The sequence below is a fragment of the Pseudomonas sp. PAMC 25886 genome, assembly GCF_000242655.1.
Classification (GTDB): domain Bacteria; phylum Pseudomonadota; class Gammaproteobacteria; order Pseudomonadales; family Pseudomonadaceae; genus Aquipseudomonas.
Genome location: NZ_AHHC01000020.1, coordinates 58,382 through 78,185, shown reverse-complemented (window position 1 = coordinate 78,185; position 19,804 = coordinate 58,382). Strand labels below are relative to the sequence as shown.

Sequence of the window (19,804 nt, the reverse complement as noted above, 5' to 3'; positions counted from 1 at the left end):
CTCAGCCTTTCGCAATCAGCCGTGAGTTGCGCTCATTGCGAAAGGCCAGTTGCTCGATGGTCTGGGTGGCATGCTCCGCTTCCTCGCGGGCCTGGAGGATCATCCCGTGATGCTCCGATTTGCTGCACACCGGGTCGGCGTTGCTGGCATCTCCGGTCAGCATGAACGCCTGGCAGCGGCAGCCACCGAAGTCCTTTTCCTTCTCGTCGCATGAGCGGCATGGCTCGGGCATCCAGTCATAGCCGCGAAAGCGGTTGAAGCCGAACGAGTCGTACCAGATGTGTTGCATGCTGTGGTCGCGCACGTTGGGAAATTGCACCGGCATCTGTCGGGCACCGTGGCACGGTAGGGCAGTGCCGTCCGGTGTCACCGTCAGAAAGATACTGCCCCAGCCATTCATGCAGGCTTTCGGGCGCTCCTCGTAGTAATCCGGCGTAACAAAGATCAGCTTGCACGGGTGGCCTTCGGCTTCGAGCTTGGCGCGGTACTCGTTGGTGATGCGTTCGGCGCGCACCAGTTGTTCCTGGGTCGGCAACAGGCCGACCCGGTTGAGCTGGGCCCAGCCGTAGAACTGGCAGGTGGCAAGCTCGACAAAGTCCGCTTCCAACGCAATGCACAGCTCGATGATGCGGTCGATCTTGTCGATATTGTGCCGATGGGTGACGAAGTTCAGCACCATCGGGTAGCCATGGGCTTTTACTGCCCGGGCCATTTCCAGTTTTTGCGCGAAGGCTTTTTTCGAGCCGGCCAGCAGGTTGTTCACTTGCTCGTCGCTGGCCTGGAAGCTGATCTGGATATGGTCCAGCCCAGCCTTCTTGAAGTCGCTGATCTTCTGCTCGGTCAGGCCGATGCCGGAGGTGATCAGGTTGGTGTAGAACCCCAGTTTGCGCGCCTCGGCGATCAGTTCGGCGAGGTCCTGGCGCACCAGCGGCTCACCGCCGGAAAACCCCAGTTGCGCGGCGCCCATTTCCCGGGCTTCGCGAAATACCTTGATCCACTGTTCAGTGCTCAGCTCCTTGCCCTGCTCGGCGAAATCCAGCGGGTTGGAGCAATACGGGCATTGCAGCGGGCAGCGGTAGGTCAGCTCGGCCAGCAACCAGAGCGGCAGGCCGATTTCCGGCTTGGGTGGCAGGTCAGGCAAGTTCGATCCAGTGCTGAGCACGGGCAACCTCCATGAATTGCTCGATGTCTTCACCGAGTTCGGGCACACCCGGGAATTGCTGGTCCAACTCGGCGATGATCGCGCTGACGTCGCGCTCGCCATCGATCAAACCACCGATCAATGCGGCGCTGTCGTTGAGCTTGATCATGCCTTCCGGGTACAGCAGCACATGGCCTTTTTGCGCCGGTTCGTACTGGAAGCGATAGCCCTGGCGCCAGGCCGGTTTTTTGCTGCGATCGAAGCTCATAGGGTGATCCCCTTATGCCATACACGCTGATCAGTCACGCTGTGGTACGGCGGGCGTTTCAGTTCGTAAGCCATGCTCATGGCATCGAGCATGCTCCAAAGAATGTCCAGTTTGAACTGGAGAATTTCCAGCATGCGCTCCTGGCCTTCGCGGGTGGTGTAGTGCTGCAGGGTGATTGCCAGACCGTGCTCCACATCCCGGCGGGCCTGGCCCAGGCGGGTGCGGAAATACTCATAGCCGGCCGGGTCGATCCATGGGTAATGCTGCGGCCAGCTGTCGAGACGCGACTGGTGGATCTGCGGCGCGAACAGCTCGGTCAGGGAACTGCTGGCGGCTTCCTGCCAGCTGGCGCGGCGGGCGAAGTTGACGTAGGCGTCTACGGCAAATCGTACGCCGGGCAGTACCAATTCCTGGGAGCGCAGTTGATCCGGGTCCAGGCCGACTGCCTGGCCCAGACGCAGCCAGGCTTCGATGCCGCCGTCTTCGCCAGGGGCACCGTCGTGATCCAGCAGGCGCTGGATCCACTCACGACGGATCTCTCGGTCCGGGCAGTTGGCCAGGATGGCGGCGTCCTTGAGGGGAATGTTCACCTGATAATAAAAGCGGTTGGCGACCCAGCCCTGGATCTGTTCGCGGGTGGCACGGCCTTCATACATCGCCACGTGATACGGGTGATGGATATGGTAGAAGGCGCCCTTGGCCCGCAGGGCCTGTTCGAACTCGGCGGTGGTCAGCGGTATGTCAGTCATTTGGCTCGCTCCTACAATTCAATGCTCATGCCGTCGTACGCCACTTCCACATTGCGCCGCAGCAACTCGGCTCGCTCGGGCGAGTCCTCATCCAGGATCGGGTTGGTGTTGTTGATGTGGATAAGCACCTTGCGCTGCTTGGGCAACTGCTCCAGCACTTCCAGCATGCCGCCGGGGCCATTTTGTGCCAGGTGGCCCATCTCGCGGCCAGTACGGGTGCCGACGCCACGGCGCTGCATTTCGTCGTCATCCCACATCGTCCCGTCCACCAGCAGGCAATCGCTGCCGGCCATGATTTCCAGCAACGGCCCGTCGACCTTGCCCAGGCCCGGCGCATAGAACAGCTTGCCGCCGGTGCGCAGGTCTTCGACGATCAGGCCGATGTTGTCGCCCGGGTGTGGGTCGAATCGGTGAGGCGAGTAGGGCGGTGCTGCGCTGCGCAGGGGCAACGGCGTAAAGCGCAGGTTGGGGCAGGCGGGAATCGTGAAGCTGGCGTCCAGCTCGATGCGGTTCCAGGCCAGCCCGCCGTTCCAGTGGGTCAGCATGGTGAACAGCGGGAAGCCGGTGCTCAGGTCTTCATGGACCATGTCGGTGCACCACACCTGGTGCGGGCAGCCTTCGCGCAGGCTGAGCAGGCCGGTGGTGTGGTCGATCTGGCTGTCCATCAGGATGATCGCGCTGATGCCGGTGTCCCGCAGGGCACGGCCGGGTTGCATCGGGGCGAACCCTTGAAGCTGGGCGCGAATGTCCGGCGAGGCGTTGCACAAGACCCAGTTCACGCCGTCATCGGAAATCGCGATGGACGATTGGGTGCGCGCCTCGGCCCGCAGGCTACCGTCGCGAAAACCTGCGCAGTTCACGCAGTTGCAGTTCCATTGCGGGAAACCACCGCCCGCGGCGGAACCAAGAATCTGGACAAACATGGCCGCTCCATTACACACAACTCAAAAATAAAAACGCCCCGGGCGAGCCGAGGCGTTGCATTGCGATACAAAGCCAATCAGCGGCTGGCAAAGTACATGGTGACTTCAAAGCCGATGCGCAGATCAGTGTAAGCAGGTTTGGACCAAGTCATGTTCTTACTCCTACGATGGGATGGGACGTTTACTACCAGGTAATACATATAGTCCACCTCCAAGCGGAGATGTTCAGATGTGTGCATGTGAATGTTACGTACTTCTTTTGAAGATAGCGCTGTCCTGTGGGAAAAAGCCTTTTACCGAAGCGGCAATGATCAGCCTGATCATTGCCAGAGACCGGCGCTGAGCGGGCCATTGGCCACGCAGTGCCAGCCGCCTGCAGCCGCATTGAGTCGCTGTGCAGCGTCCATTAAATCCTTGCGGGTGCGGGTCTGGATGAAATCTTGCAACTGATTGATGTAATCCGACGGGTGGCCCGCCAAATGGGCGTGCCAGAGCAGTTCAGCGGCTTGGGCAGTGGGCAGGGCATCGAGGGCAAATTGCCGGGCCAGATCAGCCGGCAGTTCGCTGCTGTTGATCAGGGCGGGCAGCTGTTTCAGGAACGTTTGCAGATGATCGAGAATTTGCGCGAGGGAAGCGCTGGGAGATTGCACCCCGAACAGCAGCCCGGTTTGCCCATTGAACTGTCGGATGCCGCTGAACACCGCGTAGCCCAGTTGCAAATCGACCCGTAGGCGCTGGTAGAACGGCGCCTGCATCAGGTGTGCAAGCAAACGCCAGCATGCTTCGTCGGCCAGGGATTGGGTCGGTGTCGGGCAGAACAGCAGCAACGCGGCGTCGGTGGAATCGGTACTTACCTCGTGCCAAAAGTGCTGGCCGCCGGATGAAGGACGTTCAGTGATGGCCGTTGCCGGTTGGCCGGGCAGTTTCCCGGCAGCAGTTTTAATGGCCTCTTCGCAGCTGGCGGGCAGCCCGACTGCAAGCCCTTGCCAGCGGGCCGTTGACCATCGGTCCTCGTGAGGTGGTGGGCTTGCGGGCGTGATGCCTGCGCAACAAGAGGGCAATGCCTTGAGCAACTGCCGGATGGCCATTGCCGGTGCCGCACGGGTGGATGCTCCAGCTTTTTCATCAAGTTGTATCAGGCTGCGCGCCACTTCTGCCAATACCGCCGGCATGGGGTCGTGAAGCCCGACCATTTTCAGTTGCCAGTGATTGCCAATGGTCTCGAAGGCAAGTTCGACGCCCGCTTGGCTAGCGTTCTCGCGCAGGCGTGGGAAAAGGTCTGTGGGTAGCGGCGAATCCAGCTGCCAGCGGAGGTAAATCGCCCCCTCGTCTGTGTCACCTGGCAACGCCTGGCTGAAGGTCAGCGCCGAAAGATCCTTTCGTCCGCGGGAGCGATCCTGGGCGAACGTGCGCAAACCGCGATGGGCGCTGGTTTGGCCGCGAATCAGCCCAGGGCGTTCCTCCCGGGCTGCCGGACGCAGGAACGGATTGTCAGGTGGCAGTTGCCAGGCGTGCCGGGACGGCGGCAGTTGCAGTGAGTCCAGCAGCGCCTTGAGGGACGTGGCGCTGTGCTCGGACAGGACCGGCTCGCTGTCCTGCCGGGCCAGTGCCAGGGCGCCGCTGACCTGTCGTTTGCGCGCGAGCAGCAAGGCGTACTCTTCCCGCAGCAGCGTCCAATCGCTGTGTGCGAAAAAGCTCAACCAGTCGTGCAACAGTTCTTCGATCACGGTGGTTTGCCGGGCACCGAGCGTGTCCAGGGTGAACTTGATATCCAGCAGCGCCTGGCCGCCGAACTGATACAGCACCGTCGCGCTGAGGGCGCTGACCCACTGTCGCGCCTGCAACTCGGCGAGCAACCCACCCGGGGCCGAAGCGTTCAGCCACAGGCACAGGAAATCCAGGGCTTCAGGGGATGCTTCGCTCACCACCACCTGATGCCAGTGGTGTTCATTGGTGTGTTGATAGGTCCGTTGAATGCCGGCCAGCAACGCGGGTGCAGGCACCTGTGGCTTCAGCGGTGCGGTCTTCAACGCAGCGCCAAACTGCTTCGCCAAAGCCTCCAGCTCCGCCAGTGATTGAGGGCCCGCCAGGCTCAAGGTCATCTGCCCGGTCTGATAGAAGCCTTCATAAAAATCCCGCAACGCTTGCTGAAAATCCTCACGCTCTACCGGCAAGCTATCCCGGTTGCCCGCATGAAACGCCCGCAGCGGATGATCCGCCGCAACGCCTTGCAGCAACGCCTGTTGCTGTTGGGCCGTGGCATCTTGCGACCAGGCGATAAATTCCGCGTGCAACACTTCACGCTCACGCAACTGGTCTTCCGGGGCCAGGCGCGGATGGGCGAGCATATCCCCCAGGCGCTCCAGCGCCGCATCAAATGCCGGAACCGGCACCTCAAAGAAAAAGTCGGTAGTGCGTTCGCGAGTGCTGGCGTTGACCTGGCCACCCTGACGCTGCACGTAAGCCATCAGCCCTTCATTTGCAGGAAAACGCTCAGTCCCCAGAAACAACAGATGCTCAAGGAAATGCGCCAGTCCCGGCCACGCCAAGGGCACATCATGACTGCCCGCTGCAACGCGCAAGGCCGCCGCGCAGCGCTTCAAACGCGGCGCATGATGCAAGGAAACCTGCAGGCCGTTGGCCAGGGTCAATTGAAGGTGATGAGGGTGGGCCGGCGCAGGCATGGGCACTTCCGAAACGTAGGAAGTGCCTATGCTAGCGCAAACCTGCCGGATCAGTGCTTGTGCAACGCACCGTAGAGCTCCGGGCGACGGTCCAGCAGGTAGCGATTGGCCGCGCGGGAGTCGATCATCAGTTGTCGATCCAGAGTGCCGACAATCAACGCTTCATCAAGACCCGCCTGGGCAATCCGCTGGCCATCCGGCGCGGCGATGCTGCTTTGCCCGCAATACTGGATCTCGCCTTCCTGCCCGCAATAGTTGGCGTAGGCCACATAACACTGGTTTTCAAACGCCCGCGCCCGCACGGTGACATCGGCGACGAAATCGAAGGGCACCATATTGGCCGTCGGCACCAGGATCAACTCCGCCCCCGCCAGCGCCAGGCGCCGAGTGTTTTCCGGGAATTCCAGGTCATAGCAAATCAGGAACCCCAGCTTCCAGCCGTTCAATTCCACCAGCGGAAACTCATCGTCTCCGGGGCTGAACATCGAGTGGTCGAGGTCGCCAAACAGGTGGGTCTTGCGGTAGTTGCACAGGCGCTGGCCGTTGGCGTCGATCAACTGCACGGCGTTGTAGATCTGCCCGTCAGCCCCGCGTTCCGGATAACCATAGAGAATCGCCACACCCGAGTTTTTTGCCAGCGCAGCGATGGACTGCGCAGACGGGCCGTCCTGAGCTTCCGCCAGGGCGCCGACCGCTTCCAGGCCGATGTTATAGCCGGTGAGAAACATCTCCGGCAGCACCAGCAGGTCGGCGTCGGTAGCCTCTTGCGCCAGTTGATGCAGGCGCTTGAGATTGCCGGCCACGTCCAGCGGCAAAGGCGGGCATTGATACAGGGCGACACGCATGGGCAACTCCTTACTCGGGCAGTGCGATCGGCCCGATTTCATCGAACACATCGCCCGGCCCCGGGTTCTGTGGGTGAGTGCTACCACCGAAGTGAGTCATGATGCCCCACACCGCGTTCAGCGAGGTTTGCACCGCGCCTTCAACCCACGCAGGCGTCCAGGATACGTCGTCACCGGCAATGAAAATACCGCGTTGCTCTGCCGGCATGTCCTTCTGCATGAAGTGCGCGTACATCCGTTGGTTGTAGCGATAGTGGCCCGGCAGCGCGCCCTTGAAAGCACCGAGGAAATGCGGGTCGGCTTCCCACGACACGGTGATCGGATCGCCGATGATCCGCGCGGCAATATCGACTTTCGGGTAGATCTTTTTCAGCGCGTCGAGGGCCAGTTTTACGCGTTTTTCGATCGGCTGCGGGAGCATCTTCAGCGCGTCGCTCATCCACGAGTAGGACAGGCAAATCACCCCAGGCTTGTCGTCGCCATTGTCGAACAGATAGGTGCCACGGGTCAGGCGGTCGGTCAGCGTCATGCTCATCAAGTCGCGGCCCGTTTCCGGGTCCTTATCCTTCCAGAACGGGCGGTCGACCATCACGAAAGTCTTCGACGATTGCATGTAGCGGGTGCGATCGAGGGCCATCCACATCTTCTGCGAGAACAAGGTTTCGTCGCACTCGATCTGGGTGGTCAGCAGCCAGCTCTGGCAGGTGGTCAGCACGGCGGCGTATTCGCGGGTGTCGCCGTAGTTGTCGGTGACGGCGAAACGGCCATCCGATGCGTGGGCAATGCGCTTGACCCCGGCCCGTGGCGCGCCGTGGTGCAAGGAGCTGAGGCTGGTGCCTTCGGGCCAGTGGGCACAACGCTCCGGCACATGGCGCCAGATGCCCATGGGTACCTGGGCGACACCGCCGACCACCAGGTGCTGGTGGTCGTCGCAGTTGGTCATCACCACGCGGAAGATTTCCAGCATCGAGTTGGGGAAGTCCGAGTCCCAGCCACCGGTGCCGAAGCCGACCTGGCCGAACACTTCGCGGTGATGGAAGGACAACTTGGCGAACGCCTTGGAGGTAGCGACGAAGTCGTAGAAGGTGCGGTCGTCCCACAACGGAACCAGCGTATTCCACAGCTCTTTCAGGCGCGGTACGTCACGGTCGCGGATGGCTTGCTGGATATCGGCGAACTGCGATCCGGCTTCCAGGGCGTCGGCCCAGGCGTCAGCCACTTCCTGGAACAGTGCAGGAAGGTCGGCGAGTTTCTGTGCGTAGTGAGTCTGGCCTTCGAGGTCGATGACCGTGCTGCCGGAAGCGGGCGTCAGCGGGTTGGGAAACGGTTTGGTCTCCAGCCCGAGTTTGTCCACGTAGTGGTAGAACGCGGTGGAGGACACCGGGAAGCGCATGCCGCCCAGCTCGGCAATGATGCCTTCGGCGCCTTCAAACGCCTGGGAACGCAGGCGGCCACCCATTTTCGAGGCTTCGTACACCACCGGTTTCAGGCCGAGCTTCATCAGCTCATAGGCGGCCACCAAGCCGGCAATCCCGGCGCCGACGATCGCCACTTCGGCGCCATGGTTGGCCGCTGGAATGCTGCCCAGGCCGGCCGGGTGTTCGATCCAGTCATCGAAGGCGAACGGGAAGTCCGGGCCAAAGATGGTGATCGGTTTTTTACCGTTGGCAGGGTGGCGATTGGGCTTGCTGATGGTGCTGGAAGGAATGCTCATGGCTGACCTTGCTGGCGGCTCGGCGGGGCGCGACCCGCTGAGTATAGGAAAAGATGGCAGCCATTCTAGGGAGCGTAGCGTTCGTTAATAAGACGCAATGTGTCGTCGGATTGAATTGTTTTTAGTCAGAGTGACGAAGGTGATGGTCAGATTGGTTGCCCGCGATCCAGTTTGTTACTGAGGATGATCGAGGTGGTGGTCTTCTCTACACCGTCGACACTGCCGATCTGGTCCAGCAGTTGATCCAGCTGCTCCGGCGAATCGGTGCGCAGCCAGGCCACGTAATCGAACTCGCCGCTGACCGCACACAGTTGCTGAACCTGCGCCATGGCACTGATCCGGCGCAGCACTTCCTTGCCGGAGCGCGGTTGCACGGTAATCCCCACGTAGGCCTGTAAACCGCCATCCACCACCCGCTGGCTCAGGCGCACGCCATAGCCGGTAATCACTTGGGTTTTTTCCAGGCGCGCCAGGCGCGAGGTGACGGTGGTGCGCGCGATGCCCAGTTGCCGGGCGAGCATGGCCACGCTTTCGCGGGCGTTGATCTGCAACGCGGCGATCAACTGGCGATCGATTTCATCGAGGACGGGAGGGTGAGAGGCGGGCAAGGTGTTCTCCGGCGCGGGCATCAATGGGCAAGCATGTTACAGGCTCATTCCCCTTGATGCTCGCGGCGGCGTTAGGCTCAGTTGTGCAGGAACTGCGGGTAGTTTTCCGGGGTGACCAGTTGGGTCGGAACCCATACATCGCCTTGCAGGGCAGCGTGCTTGATCAGCATCAGCGCCGCGTCCACCGAGCCCGCACCGATGGCCACCGGGTCGCGGAATACGGTCACTGCCAGTTGGCCTTTCTTCAGCGCCTGCAAACCGTCCGGCGTGCCGTCGATGCCGCCCACCAGAATGTCCTGGCGCCCGGTCTGGCGCAGGGCCATGGCGGCGCCAATACCCATCTCGTCATTGTTGGAGGCCACGGCATTGATGGTCTGGCCCTTGGTCAGCCATTCATTCATCAGGTCCATGCCTTTTTCCCGCTGCCAGTCGCCGGACTGTTCTTCAACGACTTTGATCTCGGGGTACTTGGCCAGCACATCCTTGACGCCACTGGTGCGCTTGCCGGTGTCGCTGTGGGCGAGGCGCCCGAGGATGATCGCCAGGTTGCCTTTGCCGCCCATCTTCTCGGCCAGGTATTCCATCTGCATCCGGCCAATCGCGCGCTCGTCGGTGCCGACGAAGACGACGCCCGGCGGGAAGGTTTCAACCTCGGGGCGGCTGTTCATATACACCAGCGGGATCCCGGCGGCGTTGGCCTTTTCGGTGATTTTGCGGGTGGCGGCGGTGTCGGCCGGGTTGACGATGATCGCGTCGACTTTCTGGCTGATGAAGCTTTCCACCTGGTTCAACTGGCGGACTACGTCGCTGGCGGAATCTTCCACCTGCAGCTTGACTGCATCGGGCGAGGCCTTGGCTCGGTCCTGCATGGCCTGCACCAGGTAGGAAACGTAGTTATCAAACTGTCCGACCGATACCCCAATGCGCAATTCAGCGTGGGCAGCGGTGGACAGCAACAGGGCACAGGCACAGCCAAGCAGGCGCTTCATGACAGGTTCCTTTTTATTGTTTTAGTGCGACAAAGATTCTGAAACAAACACTATTGGAAATAAAATTCCACTTCAAGTAACGCCCGGAATTTATTTTCGCCGCTGATCGAACACATTAATTTGGGTCAGATTGTTAAAAGTAACTATTTGGTACATTATTTCCCGTTAGGTATTCAGGAAGGACGTTTGTGAGATGAATAACTTTGGGGCTGCCACCGGCAGCAGATTTTTGCTGATGGGGCTGGGCCTGCTGATCGCGTTGATCGGCCTGGGTTTGGCGGGCGGTGGCGGTTACCTCGTGGCGCTGGGTGGCAGTTGGTATTTCCTGCTGATGGGCCTGGCGATGCTTGTTTCCGGCGTGCTGATCGCCAAGCGCAAGCCTCAAGGCGCGTGGCTATACGCCTTGGCCTTGGTGCTGACCGCGATCTGGGCAGTGTGGGACACGGGCCTGGAATACTGGCCTTTGGTGTCGCGGGTCCTGACCTTTGCCGTCATCGGCCTGGTGGTCGCACTGATTTATCCACAACTCGCCCGCGCCTCGGGGTCAACACCCGGGCGTGGTGCCTATGGTGTCGCCGGGCTGCTGGGCCTTGGCGTGGTCGCCACCCTGGCGTACATGTTTGTGCCGACTCACGTGGTCAAGGCCAGCGGTGAGCCTGCGGTGACTGCGGTGACACCGGGCACCGAGCAAAAAGACTGGGCCCACTGGGGCAATACCACCGCCGGCAATCGGTTTGCCGCGCTGGACCAGATCAACAAAGGCAACATCGACAAGTTGCAGGTGGCTTGGACCTTTCACACCGGCGACATCCCTGAAAGCAACGGCGCCGGCGCCGAAGACCAGAACACCCCGCTGCAGATCGGTGACAGCGTTTACGTGTGCACCGCCTACGGCAAAGTCTTCTCCCTGGATGCCGACACCGGCGCCCAGCGCTGGAAATTCGACCCACAGGGCAGCGGTCCCAACTGGCAGCGTTGCCGGGGCCTGGGTTATTTCGACAGCAGCGCCAGTGAGCAACCTGCCGGCGCAAAAGCCTGTGTGAAACGTCTGTTTCTGCCGACCGGCGATGCCCGGTTGATTGCGATCAATGCTGAAACCGGCGCGCCCTGCGAAGACTTCGGCGACCACGGCACCGTCGACCTGAAAACCGACATGGGCGAAGTGAAGGCCGGTTATTACCAGCAAACCTCGACGCCACTGGTGGCGGGCAATGTGGTGATCGTCGGCGGCCGCGTGGCAGACAACTTCTCCACCGGCGAACCGCCAGGCGTGGTGCGCGCCTTTGACGTGCACAGCGGCGAACTGGTGTGGGCCTGGGACCCGGGCAACCCGAACACCACCAAACGGCCACCCGCGGGTGAGACTTACACTCGGGGGACGCCGAACGTGTGGTCGGCCATGTCCTACGACGCGAAGCTCGGCCTGGTCTACCTGCCCACCGGTAACGCTACCCCTGACTTCTTTGCCGGTGAGCGTACTGCCTATGACGACAAGTGGAGCTCCTCCATCGTCGCCATTGACGTGAAGACCGGCCAGGTGCGATGGCACTTCCAGACCACGCACCATGACCTGTGGGATTTCGACCTGCCAGCGCAACCGCTGCTCTACGATATTCCGGATGGAAACGGCGGCGTACAGCCGGCCCTGGCTCAAGTCACCAAACAAGGTGAAATCTTCCTGCTCAACCGCGAAACCGGCGTGCCCATCGCCCGGGTCGAAGAGCGTCCGGTGCCTCAGGGCAATGTGCCCGGCGAGCGGTATTCGCCGACCCAGCCGTTCTCGGTGGACATGCCGTCGATCGGCAATCAGCAACTGACCGAATCCGATATGTGGGGCGCCACACCGTTTGACCAGTTGATGTGCCGCATCCAGTTCAAAGGCATGCGTCATGAGGGCGTCTATACGCCGCCTGGCCTGGACCGGGCGCTGCAATTCCCGGGTTCGCTGGGTGGTATGAACTGGGGCAGCGTGTCGGTGGACCCGAACACCAATTACATGTTCGTCAACGATATGCGCCTGGGTTTGGCCAACTATATGATCCCGCGCGACAAGATCGCAGCCGGTGCCAGCGGCATCGAGATGGGTGTGGTGCCGCAGGCCGGTACGCCGTTTGGCGCCATGCGCGAGCGCTTCCTCTCGGCAGCGGGCATTCCGTGTCAGAAACCACCGTTCGGCACCATGTCGGCCATCGATTTGAAAACCCACAAGCTGATGTGGCAAGTACCGGTGGGCACGGTTGAAGACACCGGGCCGCTGGGCATCCGCATGCACATGCCGATTCCGATTGGCATGCCGACCCTCGGCGCGTCGCTGGCGACCCAGTCTGGCCTGTTGTTCTTCGCCGGCACCCAGGACTTCTACCTGCGCGCGTTCGATACCGGCAACGGCAACGAAATCTGGAAGTCCCGTTTGCCTGTCGGTAGCCAATCCGGGCCGATGACCTACGTGTCGCCCAAGACGGGCACGCAGTACATCGTGCTCACCGCCGGCGGCGCGCGACAGTCGCCGGACCGCGGGGATTATGTGATTGCCTATGCGTTGCCCAAGAAATAGGGCCTGAAAAAGCCGCACGGATGTGCGGCTTTTTTTGCGTCTTAGCTCACGTCAGCCAGCAGGCACCGGGCAAAGAGTTGCGGCACGGGAAGGTTGCGTTGGCTGTAGCGGCTCAGCAGGATGATTTCCCGGTGAAAGGTCAGTTCGCCCAGCGGGATGACCCGCACCTGCGGGGATCGGTCCAGCCATAGCCCGGCGTGGGGAACCAGTGAAACGCCCAGGCCGCATTCGACCATCTTGACGAGGGCTTCTATCTCGTCCAGCTCCAGCGCAACCTGCACGTCCAACCGCTGATCCCGCAGAAAACGGCTGACCAGCCGCCCGCCAAACGAAGCACGGTCGTAGCGCACATGGGGCTGAGCGGCGAGCAGCTGCAGCGGGTCATCACCCTTGACCGTTTGCGGCACGATCAGCACAAACGGCTCCTTGCGCAGCACCTGCACGTGCAACTCCTTGGGCAAGTCAAAGGGCGGGCGAATGATGATCGCCGAGTCCAGTTCGCCCGCGTCCACCTGGCTGAGCAGCTCCAGGGAAACCCCCGGCACCAACTTGCACTCCACCGTCGGCGCCGCGTGTCGCAGGCGCACCAGGGCTTGCGGTAGCAGGCCGGTTTGGGCGGTGGTGATGGCGCCGACTTTCAACTCGCCACGGTATTCATTGGCGTCCACCGGCACGGCCATGCGGTTAAACGTCTCGAGAATTTCCTTGGCCAGCGGCAGCGCGCGGATACCCGCCGCATTCAGCGTGGCCTGGCGCCCGGTGCGATCGAACAACTGCACGCCAAGCACCTGCTCCAACTGGCGGATCTGCGCGCTGACCGCCGACTGCGTCAGCCCGATATGCATGCCCGCCGCCGCGAACGTGCCATGACGGGTAACGGCGATAAAGGTTTTCAGTTCCCGCAGCATGGACGTCTCGATTGATCGAAATAATTTGAGCTCGATGCGAAAACTATCGTCTTTCTATCGATGACGGCAAGGCTAGACTCGGAAGGACTTAATACCCACAGAGGTTAGACCTGATGGCACTGGCTCCTTTTCACCTGGCAATTCCGGTATTCGACCTGGCGGCTGCACGGCAGTTTTACGGTGAGGTGTTTGGACTGGAGGAAGGGCGGGCCAGTGATCACTGGGTCGACTTCGACTTCTTCGGCCACCAACTGGTGATTCACGAGCATCCGAAAACTGCTTCTCAAGAGGCGGCGCACACCAATGCAGTGGACGGCCACGATGTGCCGGTGCCGCATTTTGGCGTGGTGCTGAGTTGGGATGATTGGCATGCGCTGGCTGAACGTCTGCAGGCGCGCAACACCCGGTTTGTGTTGGAGCCGCATATTCGCTTCAAGGGCCAGGTGGGTGAGCAGGCGACGTTGTTTCTGTTCGATCCGTGCGGCAATGCGCTGGAGTTCAAGGCGTTCAAGGATATTGGGCAGTTGTTTGCCAAGTGAGGGGGCGTCGATGAATCAACTCGACGCGACGGGTATCGCTGAGGCGGTGGTTGCTGCTGGTATTACGCCTGCCTTGGTTGCTGAGCATTTTCTTGCGCGGACAGGTGCCGACGAGCCGCAGATCCAGGCTTTTGTATCCTTCGAGCCTGAAGCGGTACGCGAGCAGGCAAGGCAGCTTGAGGGAAGTGCCGGCCTGCTGGCAGGCGTGCCGGTTGGGATCAAGGACATCTTTGATACGGCCGACCATACAACGGAATTCTATTCGCCGATTTACCAGGGTAATCGTCCTTCGCGGGATGCCCATGTGGTGACGCTGCTGCGCCAGGCGGGCGCGATCATCATGGGCAAGACCCACACCACTGAATTTGCCTACATGAACACGGGGCCCACGCGGAATCCGCTTGATCTGGCCCGTACGCCGGGTAGCTCCAGTGCGGGTTCTGCGGCGGGGATGGCGGCCGGGTTTTTCCCGTTGGCGTTGGGTACCCAGACGGCTGGATCGTTGCTCAAGCCTGCGGCTTACTGCGGGTTGTATGCCTTCAAACCGTCGTTTGGGCTGGTCTCGCTGGAGGGCGTGAAACCCCTCGCGCCCAGCTTCGATACGGTGGGTTGGTATGGGCGTTCGGTGCGCGATCTTGAGCGGGTGGCGCGGGTGTTGATCCCGGGGTTTCCGGCTGTAGAGGCAGCGCGCAAGCCTTTGCGGCTTGGCTTCTGCCGCACCTCTCGCTGGCCGGATGTGCAGCCGGTGGTGGCTCAGGCGATTGAACAAGCGATCGCCCGGTTGGGGTTTCCGGTCAGTGAAGTCGTGCTGCCCGAAGCATTCGACGGAGTGTTCGAGGATCACCTGTTGATCAACGACTGCGAAGGTGCCCGGTCATTGGCCAAGGAGTTTCAGGCACATCCTGAATTACTCAGCGACTCGACCTTGGCCATGATCGAGCGTGCCAGGGCGACGAGTTGGGAGCAGGAGTCGGCAGCCAAGGCGCGGTTGGCACAACTGGCCCCGCAGCTGGCGCAGATCTGCCAGCCGTTTGATGCGATGTTGAGTGTTTCCTGCGGGATGTTGGCGCCGGTGGGGTTGGAGACCACGGGACCGTCGGACTTCATCAAGTTCTGGGGCGCGTTTGGCTTGCCGCAGGTGAATGTGCCGGTGTTGCGTGGGGATGGGGAATTGCCGGTGGGGTTGCAGGTGATTGGGGCGTTTAGAGGGGATGCGCCGTTGCTGAGCACGGCGCAAGTCATTGTTGATGCGTTGGCGTGATCGGCGAGATTAAGACGCCTTGCACACCTTGGCAGCGGCAGGATCGTTCGGGATGAACGAATCCGGCGCGCCAGGCTTCAGCACCACGTACCCGCGTCGCCACGGTTGATCGTCCACCAGATTCCAGCGATGGCCTGTGCCGGTATTGTCTTCGGCAATCAGCACTTCACCCGGATGCAGCGTGAACTTTTCACCGCCGCGCGTCACGAACGCCAGCGTGCCGGACAGCGTCATCACGTACTGAGGCTCCGGGTCGTTATGCCAGCTGTACGAGGAATGCGCCGGGGTTTGCTTGAAGTGAATAGCAGTCACGTCATTGCGCATGCTCTGGTCGATGGTGCCTTCCAGTACGTGGGAGTTGTTGTCGGCGCCCGTGCACAGCTTGAATGCCTTGATGGTGTCAGTGTTGGCGGGGGCGGCTTGTGCACCGCTCAAGGTGGCGAGGGTGATTGCGACGGTGGCCGCGGCACGCAGGCCCAGGCGGTGGATTGGGTTGTGCGGCGAACGTTTCTTCGGATGCATGGAACAAGTTTCCCTCGTGCTGGAGTGGCGTTGACTGGGAATCATGGTCTTAGCCGTAGCCGTGCGGGACAACTAACTAATGTTTCATGGCTGCACGCTTCAGGCGCCAGAAACGACAAAGCCGCGCAATGCGCGGCTTTCAAGATGGTGGGCCCAGTAGGACTCGAACCTACGACCAAGGGATTATGAGTCCCCTGCTCTAACCAACTGAGCTATAGGCCCTCAGTAGGCCGCGGATTATAGCGATGGTTTCTTCGCTGTGCCATCCGAAAAGTCCGAAACACTCATGCGAAGGAACGTAGCGGCGAAAACGTCCGGCGGCAGCGGCAGGCTGACGATGTAGCCTTGCATCTGTTCGCAGCCTTCAGCCGCCAGAAACGCTTGCTGGGCAGGCGTTTCCACGCCTTCGGCGATGATGGTGAATTGCATGCTGTGGCCCAGGGCAATGATGGCGCGCACGATGGCCGCGTCGTGTGGGTCATCGGGCAGGCCGCGGACGAAGGATTGGTCGATCTTCAGGAAGTCCAGCGGCAGGCGCTTCAAATAGCTGAGGGACGAGTAGCCAGTGCCGAAGTCATCAATGGCCAGTTGCACGCCCAGGCCCTTGAGTTGGTGCAGCACCTCCAGTGCTTCCTCGGCCTGGCTCATGATGAAGTTTTCGGTGATTTCCAGTTGCAGGCAGCCGGGCTCGAGGTGGTTGTCCCGCAGCAGCTGTTCGATGCGCGCGAGCAGGTTGGGGTGGCGCAGTTGCGCGCCGGCGAGGTTGACGGACAGTGGGCCGAAGTCATCAAAGACCTCTCTCCAGTCGTGCATCTGCCGGCAGGCCTGTTCCAGTACCCAGTCGCCAATCTGCAGGATCATGCCGTTCTCTTCGGCCAGGGCGATGAAGTGCTCGGGCGGCACTTCGCCAAAGGTGGGGTGGAGCCAGCGAATCAGCGCTTCGGCCCCGATCAGTTGTTGGGTGTCGAGGCTCAGTTTTGGCTGGTAGTAGAGGAACAGTTCGTCGCGCTCGATCGCCCGGCGCAGTTCGTGTTCCAGCGCCACCCGTTCGTTGGCCTGGGCGGTGAGGTCCTCGGTGTAGCTTTCGACGCGGTTGCGGCCTTTTGCCTTGGAGCGGTACATGGCGGCGTCGGCGTTTTTCACCAGGGTCGCAACGTCGACGCCGTCCCGTGGGTACAGGCTGGTGCCGATGCTGGCGCTGATAAAGAACTCATGTTCGCCCGCCTGGAACGGCGGGGTGAAGCAGGCCAGCAGTTTATTGGCCAGGTGTTCGGCGTCGCTGGCTTGTTGCAGGCCGGGCAACAGGATGATGAATTCGTCGCCGCCCAGGCGCGCAACGGTGTCGACGTCCCGCAGTTGGTCCTTGAGGCGCACCGCAATGTCCTTGAGCAGCAGGTCGCCAATCGGGTGGCCTAGGCTGTCGTTGATGTGTTTGAAACGGTCGAGGTCGAGGAACAGCACGGCGCCCTGGCTGCCGGTTTCCTGTTGATGGTTGAGGGCGGCCTGCAGGCGGCTTTCAAACAGGGTGCGGTTGGGCAGGCCGGTCAATGGGTCGTGGTGGGCCTGGTAATCGAGGCGCGCCTGGGCGTGCTTGAGGCTGGAGATGTCGGCAAACACGGCAACAAAGTGGGTAATCGACTGCTCTCGATTGCGCACCGCGCTGATGGTCAGCCAGCTGGGGTACAACTCGCCGTTCTTGCGCCGGTTGGAGATCTCGCCCTGCCAGTGGCCGTTGGCCGTCAGTTGGTGCCACATGGCTGCGTAGAAGGCGCTGTCGTGCAGGCCCGAGGCAAGCAGGCGCGGGGTTTGGCCGAGGGCTTCGGCTTCGCTGTAGCCGGTGATCTCGCTGAAGGCGCGGTTCACGGCGCTGATGTTTTGCCGGGTGTCGGTGATCAGTACGCCTTCGGCCGTGCTCTCGAAGACGGTGGCGGCCTGTTGCAGTTTTTCCTGCATCAGCTGGCGCTCGGTGATGTCCCGGGCGATGGTCAGCATGCAGTCCTCGTCGCCGATGGGCAGCGGGCGGCTGGAGACTTCACACAGGCGAATCTCGCCGTCGTTGCGGCGGATGTGGCAGACAAAGTCGCGGACAAACCCGTCCCGTTGCAGCCGCTCCAGCATGTCTTTGCGTTCGTTCAGGTCGACCCAGATGCCGAGGTCCAGGGTTGACTGGTCCAGTGACATTACGCTGTTGAAACCGGTGATGCGGCTGAAGCCTTCGTTGACCTCAATCAGCAGGCCGTCGCTTTGACGCGATAGCAGCAGGCCGTCGGGCGAGGCGTGGAAGGCCTTGGCGAATTTCTCTTCGGAGGTTTGCAGGCGCTGCTGGGTTTCTTTCAGTTGGGTGATGTCGCGCACCACCACCACCAGGGCTTCGATGGTGTCGAGTTGAAACGGTTCGGCGGAAATCAGTCCGGTGAAGGCCTGGCCGTTGCTGCGCAGGAACGGCATTTCCAGGTTGCGGATGCTGGTGGTCTGTACCCGTTGCAGCAGGCCGGGGCCTACACCTTGAATGCCCCAGATATTCAGTTCGGTGGCGGTTTTTCCCACGACTTCTTCGGCGCTCAGGCCGATCTGGTCTTCGAAGGCCTTGTTGACCTCCATCAGGCAGCCGTCGGACAGCCGGGCGATCACCAGGATGTCCGGGCATTGCTGGAACACCGAGGCAAATTTCTGCTCCGAAAGCTGCAACGCTTCCTCGGTGCGCTTGGCTTCGCTGATGTCGATCATCAGGCCGCGCAGTACCGGCTCGTGGCCGTGTTCGATCAGGCTGACGATGTCCCGCACCCACAGGCAGCGGCCATCGGCGGTGATCACCCGGTAGTCGACACTGTGGTCGCGGTTGGCTCGGGTTTCTGCGTAGCAATAGGACTCTGTGCGGGTCAGGTCGGCGGGGTGAATGATGTTGCGCCAGAAGCCCGGGATCAGCCAATGGGCCCGCGGATAACCCAGCAGTTCCTCGGCGTGGGGCGACACGTAGCTGTAGGTGAAATCGCTGATGCTGGCTTCCCAGGCGATCGCGGAAAGGCTCTCCACCAGGCCACGATAATGGTATTCGCTGCTGCGCAATTCCTGTTCGAGGGCGACCCGGCGGGAAATCTCCGAGCTGAGCCGGCGGTTGATCCGGATAACCACGGCCAGCACAGTGCTCAGCAACAGCACGGCCGGCAGCCCGTAGAGCAGCACGTCGGTCCAGAGTGTGCGGTGGTCGATGACATTGCCGACCCAGCGTTGCTGGATAGCCTCGGTCTCGGCCGGACTGATGTCGGCCAGGACTTTATCGAGGATGCCTACCAGCATCTTGTCGTCCTTGGGTACGCCCATGGCCAATTGATATCGGTAGGGCGTTTCGCCACTGACGTATAAGCCTTCCAGTTTGAGCTGGCGCAGGCTCCATACGCTGGACGCCAGGTCGCCGACTACTGCATCGACCTTGTCGGTGGCCAGGGCCTGCAGCGTCGAGCTGACGTTGGGCATGGCCACCAGGTTGAGGTCCGGGTGGTGAGTGCGCAGTAGTTCGTGAGGGGCGTAGTTTTCCACCACGGCCACCTTCAGCCCATACAGGTCCTTGAGGTTGCGCGGTTGCGGGCCGCCTTCATGGGCGAGGATGACAATGGGGAAGTCGAGATAAGGCCGGGTAAACGACAGGAAGCCCTGGCGTTCCGGCGTGGACATGATGCCCGGCAGCAGGTCGAGTTGGTTGTTGCGGGCCTGCTCCAGCACCGCGCTCCAGTTCACCGGCTCAATCAGCTTCAGCCGGACCCCAAGGCGATCCTGCATCAGCCGCACGTAATCAGCGGCCAGGCCCTGGTAACGACCGTCTTCATCGCGGTATTCAAAGGGTGGCCAAGACGCATCGACGCCCAGGCGCAACTCTTGGTGGTCCGCCAACCAGACACGCTCTTCATCAGTGAGAGTCAACGCGCCAGCCGTTGCGGTCCAGGTCAGCAGCGACAGCAGTAACACGGTCGGCAATCTGGGCATAACGGTCTCGTTATGGCACGGGGAATGTTTCGAGTGTAGACGGGCATTGCGGGGGAGGTGAGGCGGGGAGAATTTAAACTGCAGAAAGCAAAAACCCCGGCCTGGGCCGGGGTTTTTG

16 protein-coding genes and 1 tRNA gene are annotated in these 19,804 nt (G+C 61.5%); 3 read left to right on the top strand and 14 right to left on the bottom strand.

What is annotated here, in order from left to right; all coding sequences use genetic code 11:
• Position 1: 1 nt before the first annotated feature.
• From pqqE to MUM_RS0104255, 10 genes are all read right to left on the bottom strand, one after another.
• Positions 2-1,141, bottom strand: a complete 1,140-nt coding sequence (pqqE, locus tag MUM_RS0104300) for a pyrroloquinoline quinone biosynthesis protein PqqE (RefSeq protein ID WP_008434380.1) — start codon at positions 1,139-1,141, stop codon at positions 2-4.
• Complete coding sequence (gene pqqD, locus MUM_RS0104295; protein ID WP_010167414.1) at positions 1,134-1,409, bottom strand: pyrroloquinoline quinone biosynthesis peptide chaperone PqqD; 276 nt, start codon at positions 1,407-1,409, stop codon at positions 1,134-1,136. The genes pqqE and pqqD overlap by 8 nt, the downstream gene beginning before the upstream one ends.
• Complete coding sequence (gene pqqC / locus MUM_RS0104290) at positions 1,406-2,158, bottom strand: pyrroloquinoline-quinone synthase PqqC (RefSeq protein ID WP_010167412.1); 753 nt, start codon at positions 2,156-2,158, stop codon at positions 1,406-1,408. The genes pqqD and pqqC overlap by 4 nt, the downstream gene beginning before the upstream one ends.
• Positions 2,159-2,169: 11 nt before the next feature.
• Positions 2,170-3,081, bottom strand: a complete 912-nt coding sequence (pqqB, locus tag MUM_RS0104285) for a pyrroloquinoline quinone biosynthesis protein PqqB (RefSeq protein WP_010167410.1) — start codon at positions 3,079-3,081, stop codon at positions 2,170-2,172.
• 77 nt (positions 3,082-3,158) lie between these two features.
• Positions 3,159-3,233: a pyrroloquinoline quinone precursor peptide PqqA gene (pqqA, locus tag MUM_RS1000000133005; RefSeq protein WP_003194766.1), complete on the bottom strand. Its 75-nt coding sequence runs from the start codon at positions 3,231-3,233 to the stop codon at positions 3,159-3,161.
• 168 nt (positions 3,234-3,401) lie between these two features.
• Positions 3,402-5,765: a pyrroloquinoline quinone biosynthesis protein PqqF gene (gene pqqF, locus MUM_RS0104275; RefSeq protein WP_010167395.1), complete on the bottom strand. Its 2,364-nt coding sequence runs from the start codon at positions 5,763-5,765 to the stop codon at positions 3,402-3,404.
• Between the two features lie 50 nt (positions 5,766-5,815).
• The gene (locus MUM_RS0104270) at positions 5,816-6,610 is read right to left on the bottom strand and encodes a carbon-nitrogen hydrolase family protein (protein WP_010167394.1); all 795 of its coding nucleotides are present in this window, start codon (positions 6,608-6,610) and stop codon (positions 5,816-5,818) included.
• Positions 6,611-6,620: 10 nt separating this feature from the next.
• Complete coding sequence (locus tag MUM_RS0104265; protein WP_029615775.1) at positions 6,621-8,303, bottom strand: flavin monoamine oxidase family protein; 1,683 nt, start codon at positions 8,301-8,303, stop codon at positions 6,621-6,623.
• A 167-nt stretch (positions 8,304-8,470) separates the two neighbouring features.
• Positions 8,471-8,953 (bottom strand): Lrp/AsnC family transcriptional regulator, encoded by a 483-nt coding sequence (locus MUM_RS0104260; protein ID WP_050543199.1) that lies wholly within the window; start codon positions 8,951-8,953, stop codon positions 8,471-8,473.
• 56 nt (positions 8,954-9,009) lie between these two features.
• Positions 9,010-9,921 (bottom strand): sugar ABC transporter substrate-binding protein, encoded by a 912-nt coding sequence (locus MUM_RS0104255; protein ID WP_010167392.1) that lies wholly within the window; start codon positions 9,919-9,921, stop codon positions 9,010-9,012.
• A 193-nt stretch (positions 9,922-10,114) separates the two neighbouring features.
• On the opposite strand from MUM_RS0104255, the gene MUM_RS0104250 reads away from it, so the two are divergent.
• Complete coding sequence (locus MUM_RS0104250) at positions 10,115-12,475, top strand: glucose/quinate/shikimate family membrane-bound PQQ-dependent dehydrogenase (RefSeq protein ID WP_010167391.1); 2,361 nt, start codon at positions 10,115-10,117, stop codon at positions 12,473-12,475.
• Between the two features lie 41 nt (positions 12,476-12,516).
• Here MUM_RS0104250 and MUM_RS0104245 read toward each other — a convergent pair whose 3' ends face one another.
• A complete protein-coding gene (locus MUM_RS0104245) occupies positions 12,517-13,383 on the bottom strand; it encodes a LysR family transcriptional regulator (protein ID WP_010167390.1) in 867 nt (288 codons plus the stop codon).
• 113 nt (positions 13,384-13,496) lie between these two features.
• On the opposite strand from MUM_RS0104245, the gene MUM_RS0104240 reads away from it, so the two are divergent.
• Positions 13,497-13,922: a VOC family protein gene (locus MUM_RS0104240; RefSeq protein WP_010167388.1), complete on the top strand. Its 426-nt coding sequence runs from the start codon at positions 13,497-13,499 to the stop codon at positions 13,920-13,922.
• A 10-nt stretch (positions 13,923-13,932) separates the two neighbouring features.
• Positions 13,933-15,183, top strand: a complete 1,251-nt coding sequence (locus MUM_RS0104235; RefSeq protein ID WP_010167386.1) for an amidase — start codon at positions 13,933-13,935, stop codon at positions 15,181-15,183.
• Positions 15,184-15,192: 9 nt separating this feature from the next.
• Here MUM_RS0104235 and MUM_RS0104230 read toward each other — a convergent pair whose 3' ends face one another.
• From MUM_RS0104230 to MUM_RS0104220, 3 genes are all read right to left on the bottom strand, one after another.
• Positions 15,193-15,705 carry a cupin domain-containing protein gene (locus MUM_RS0104230; RefSeq protein ID WP_010167384.1) on the bottom strand — a complete coding sequence of 171 codons (513 nt, stop codon included), beginning with the start codon at positions 15,703-15,705 and terminating at the stop codon, positions 15,193-15,195.
• Between the two features lie 145 nt (positions 15,706-15,850).
• A tRNA-Ile gene (locus MUM_RS0104225) sits at positions 15,851-15,927 on the bottom strand.
• Positions 15,928-15,942: 15 nt separating this feature from the next.
• Positions 15,943-19,686, bottom strand: a complete 3,744-nt coding sequence (locus MUM_RS0104220; RefSeq protein ID WP_010167382.1) for a bifunctional diguanylate cyclase/phosphodiesterase — start codon at positions 19,684-19,686, stop codon at positions 15,943-15,945.
• Positions 19,687-19,804: the final 118 nt, after the last annotated feature.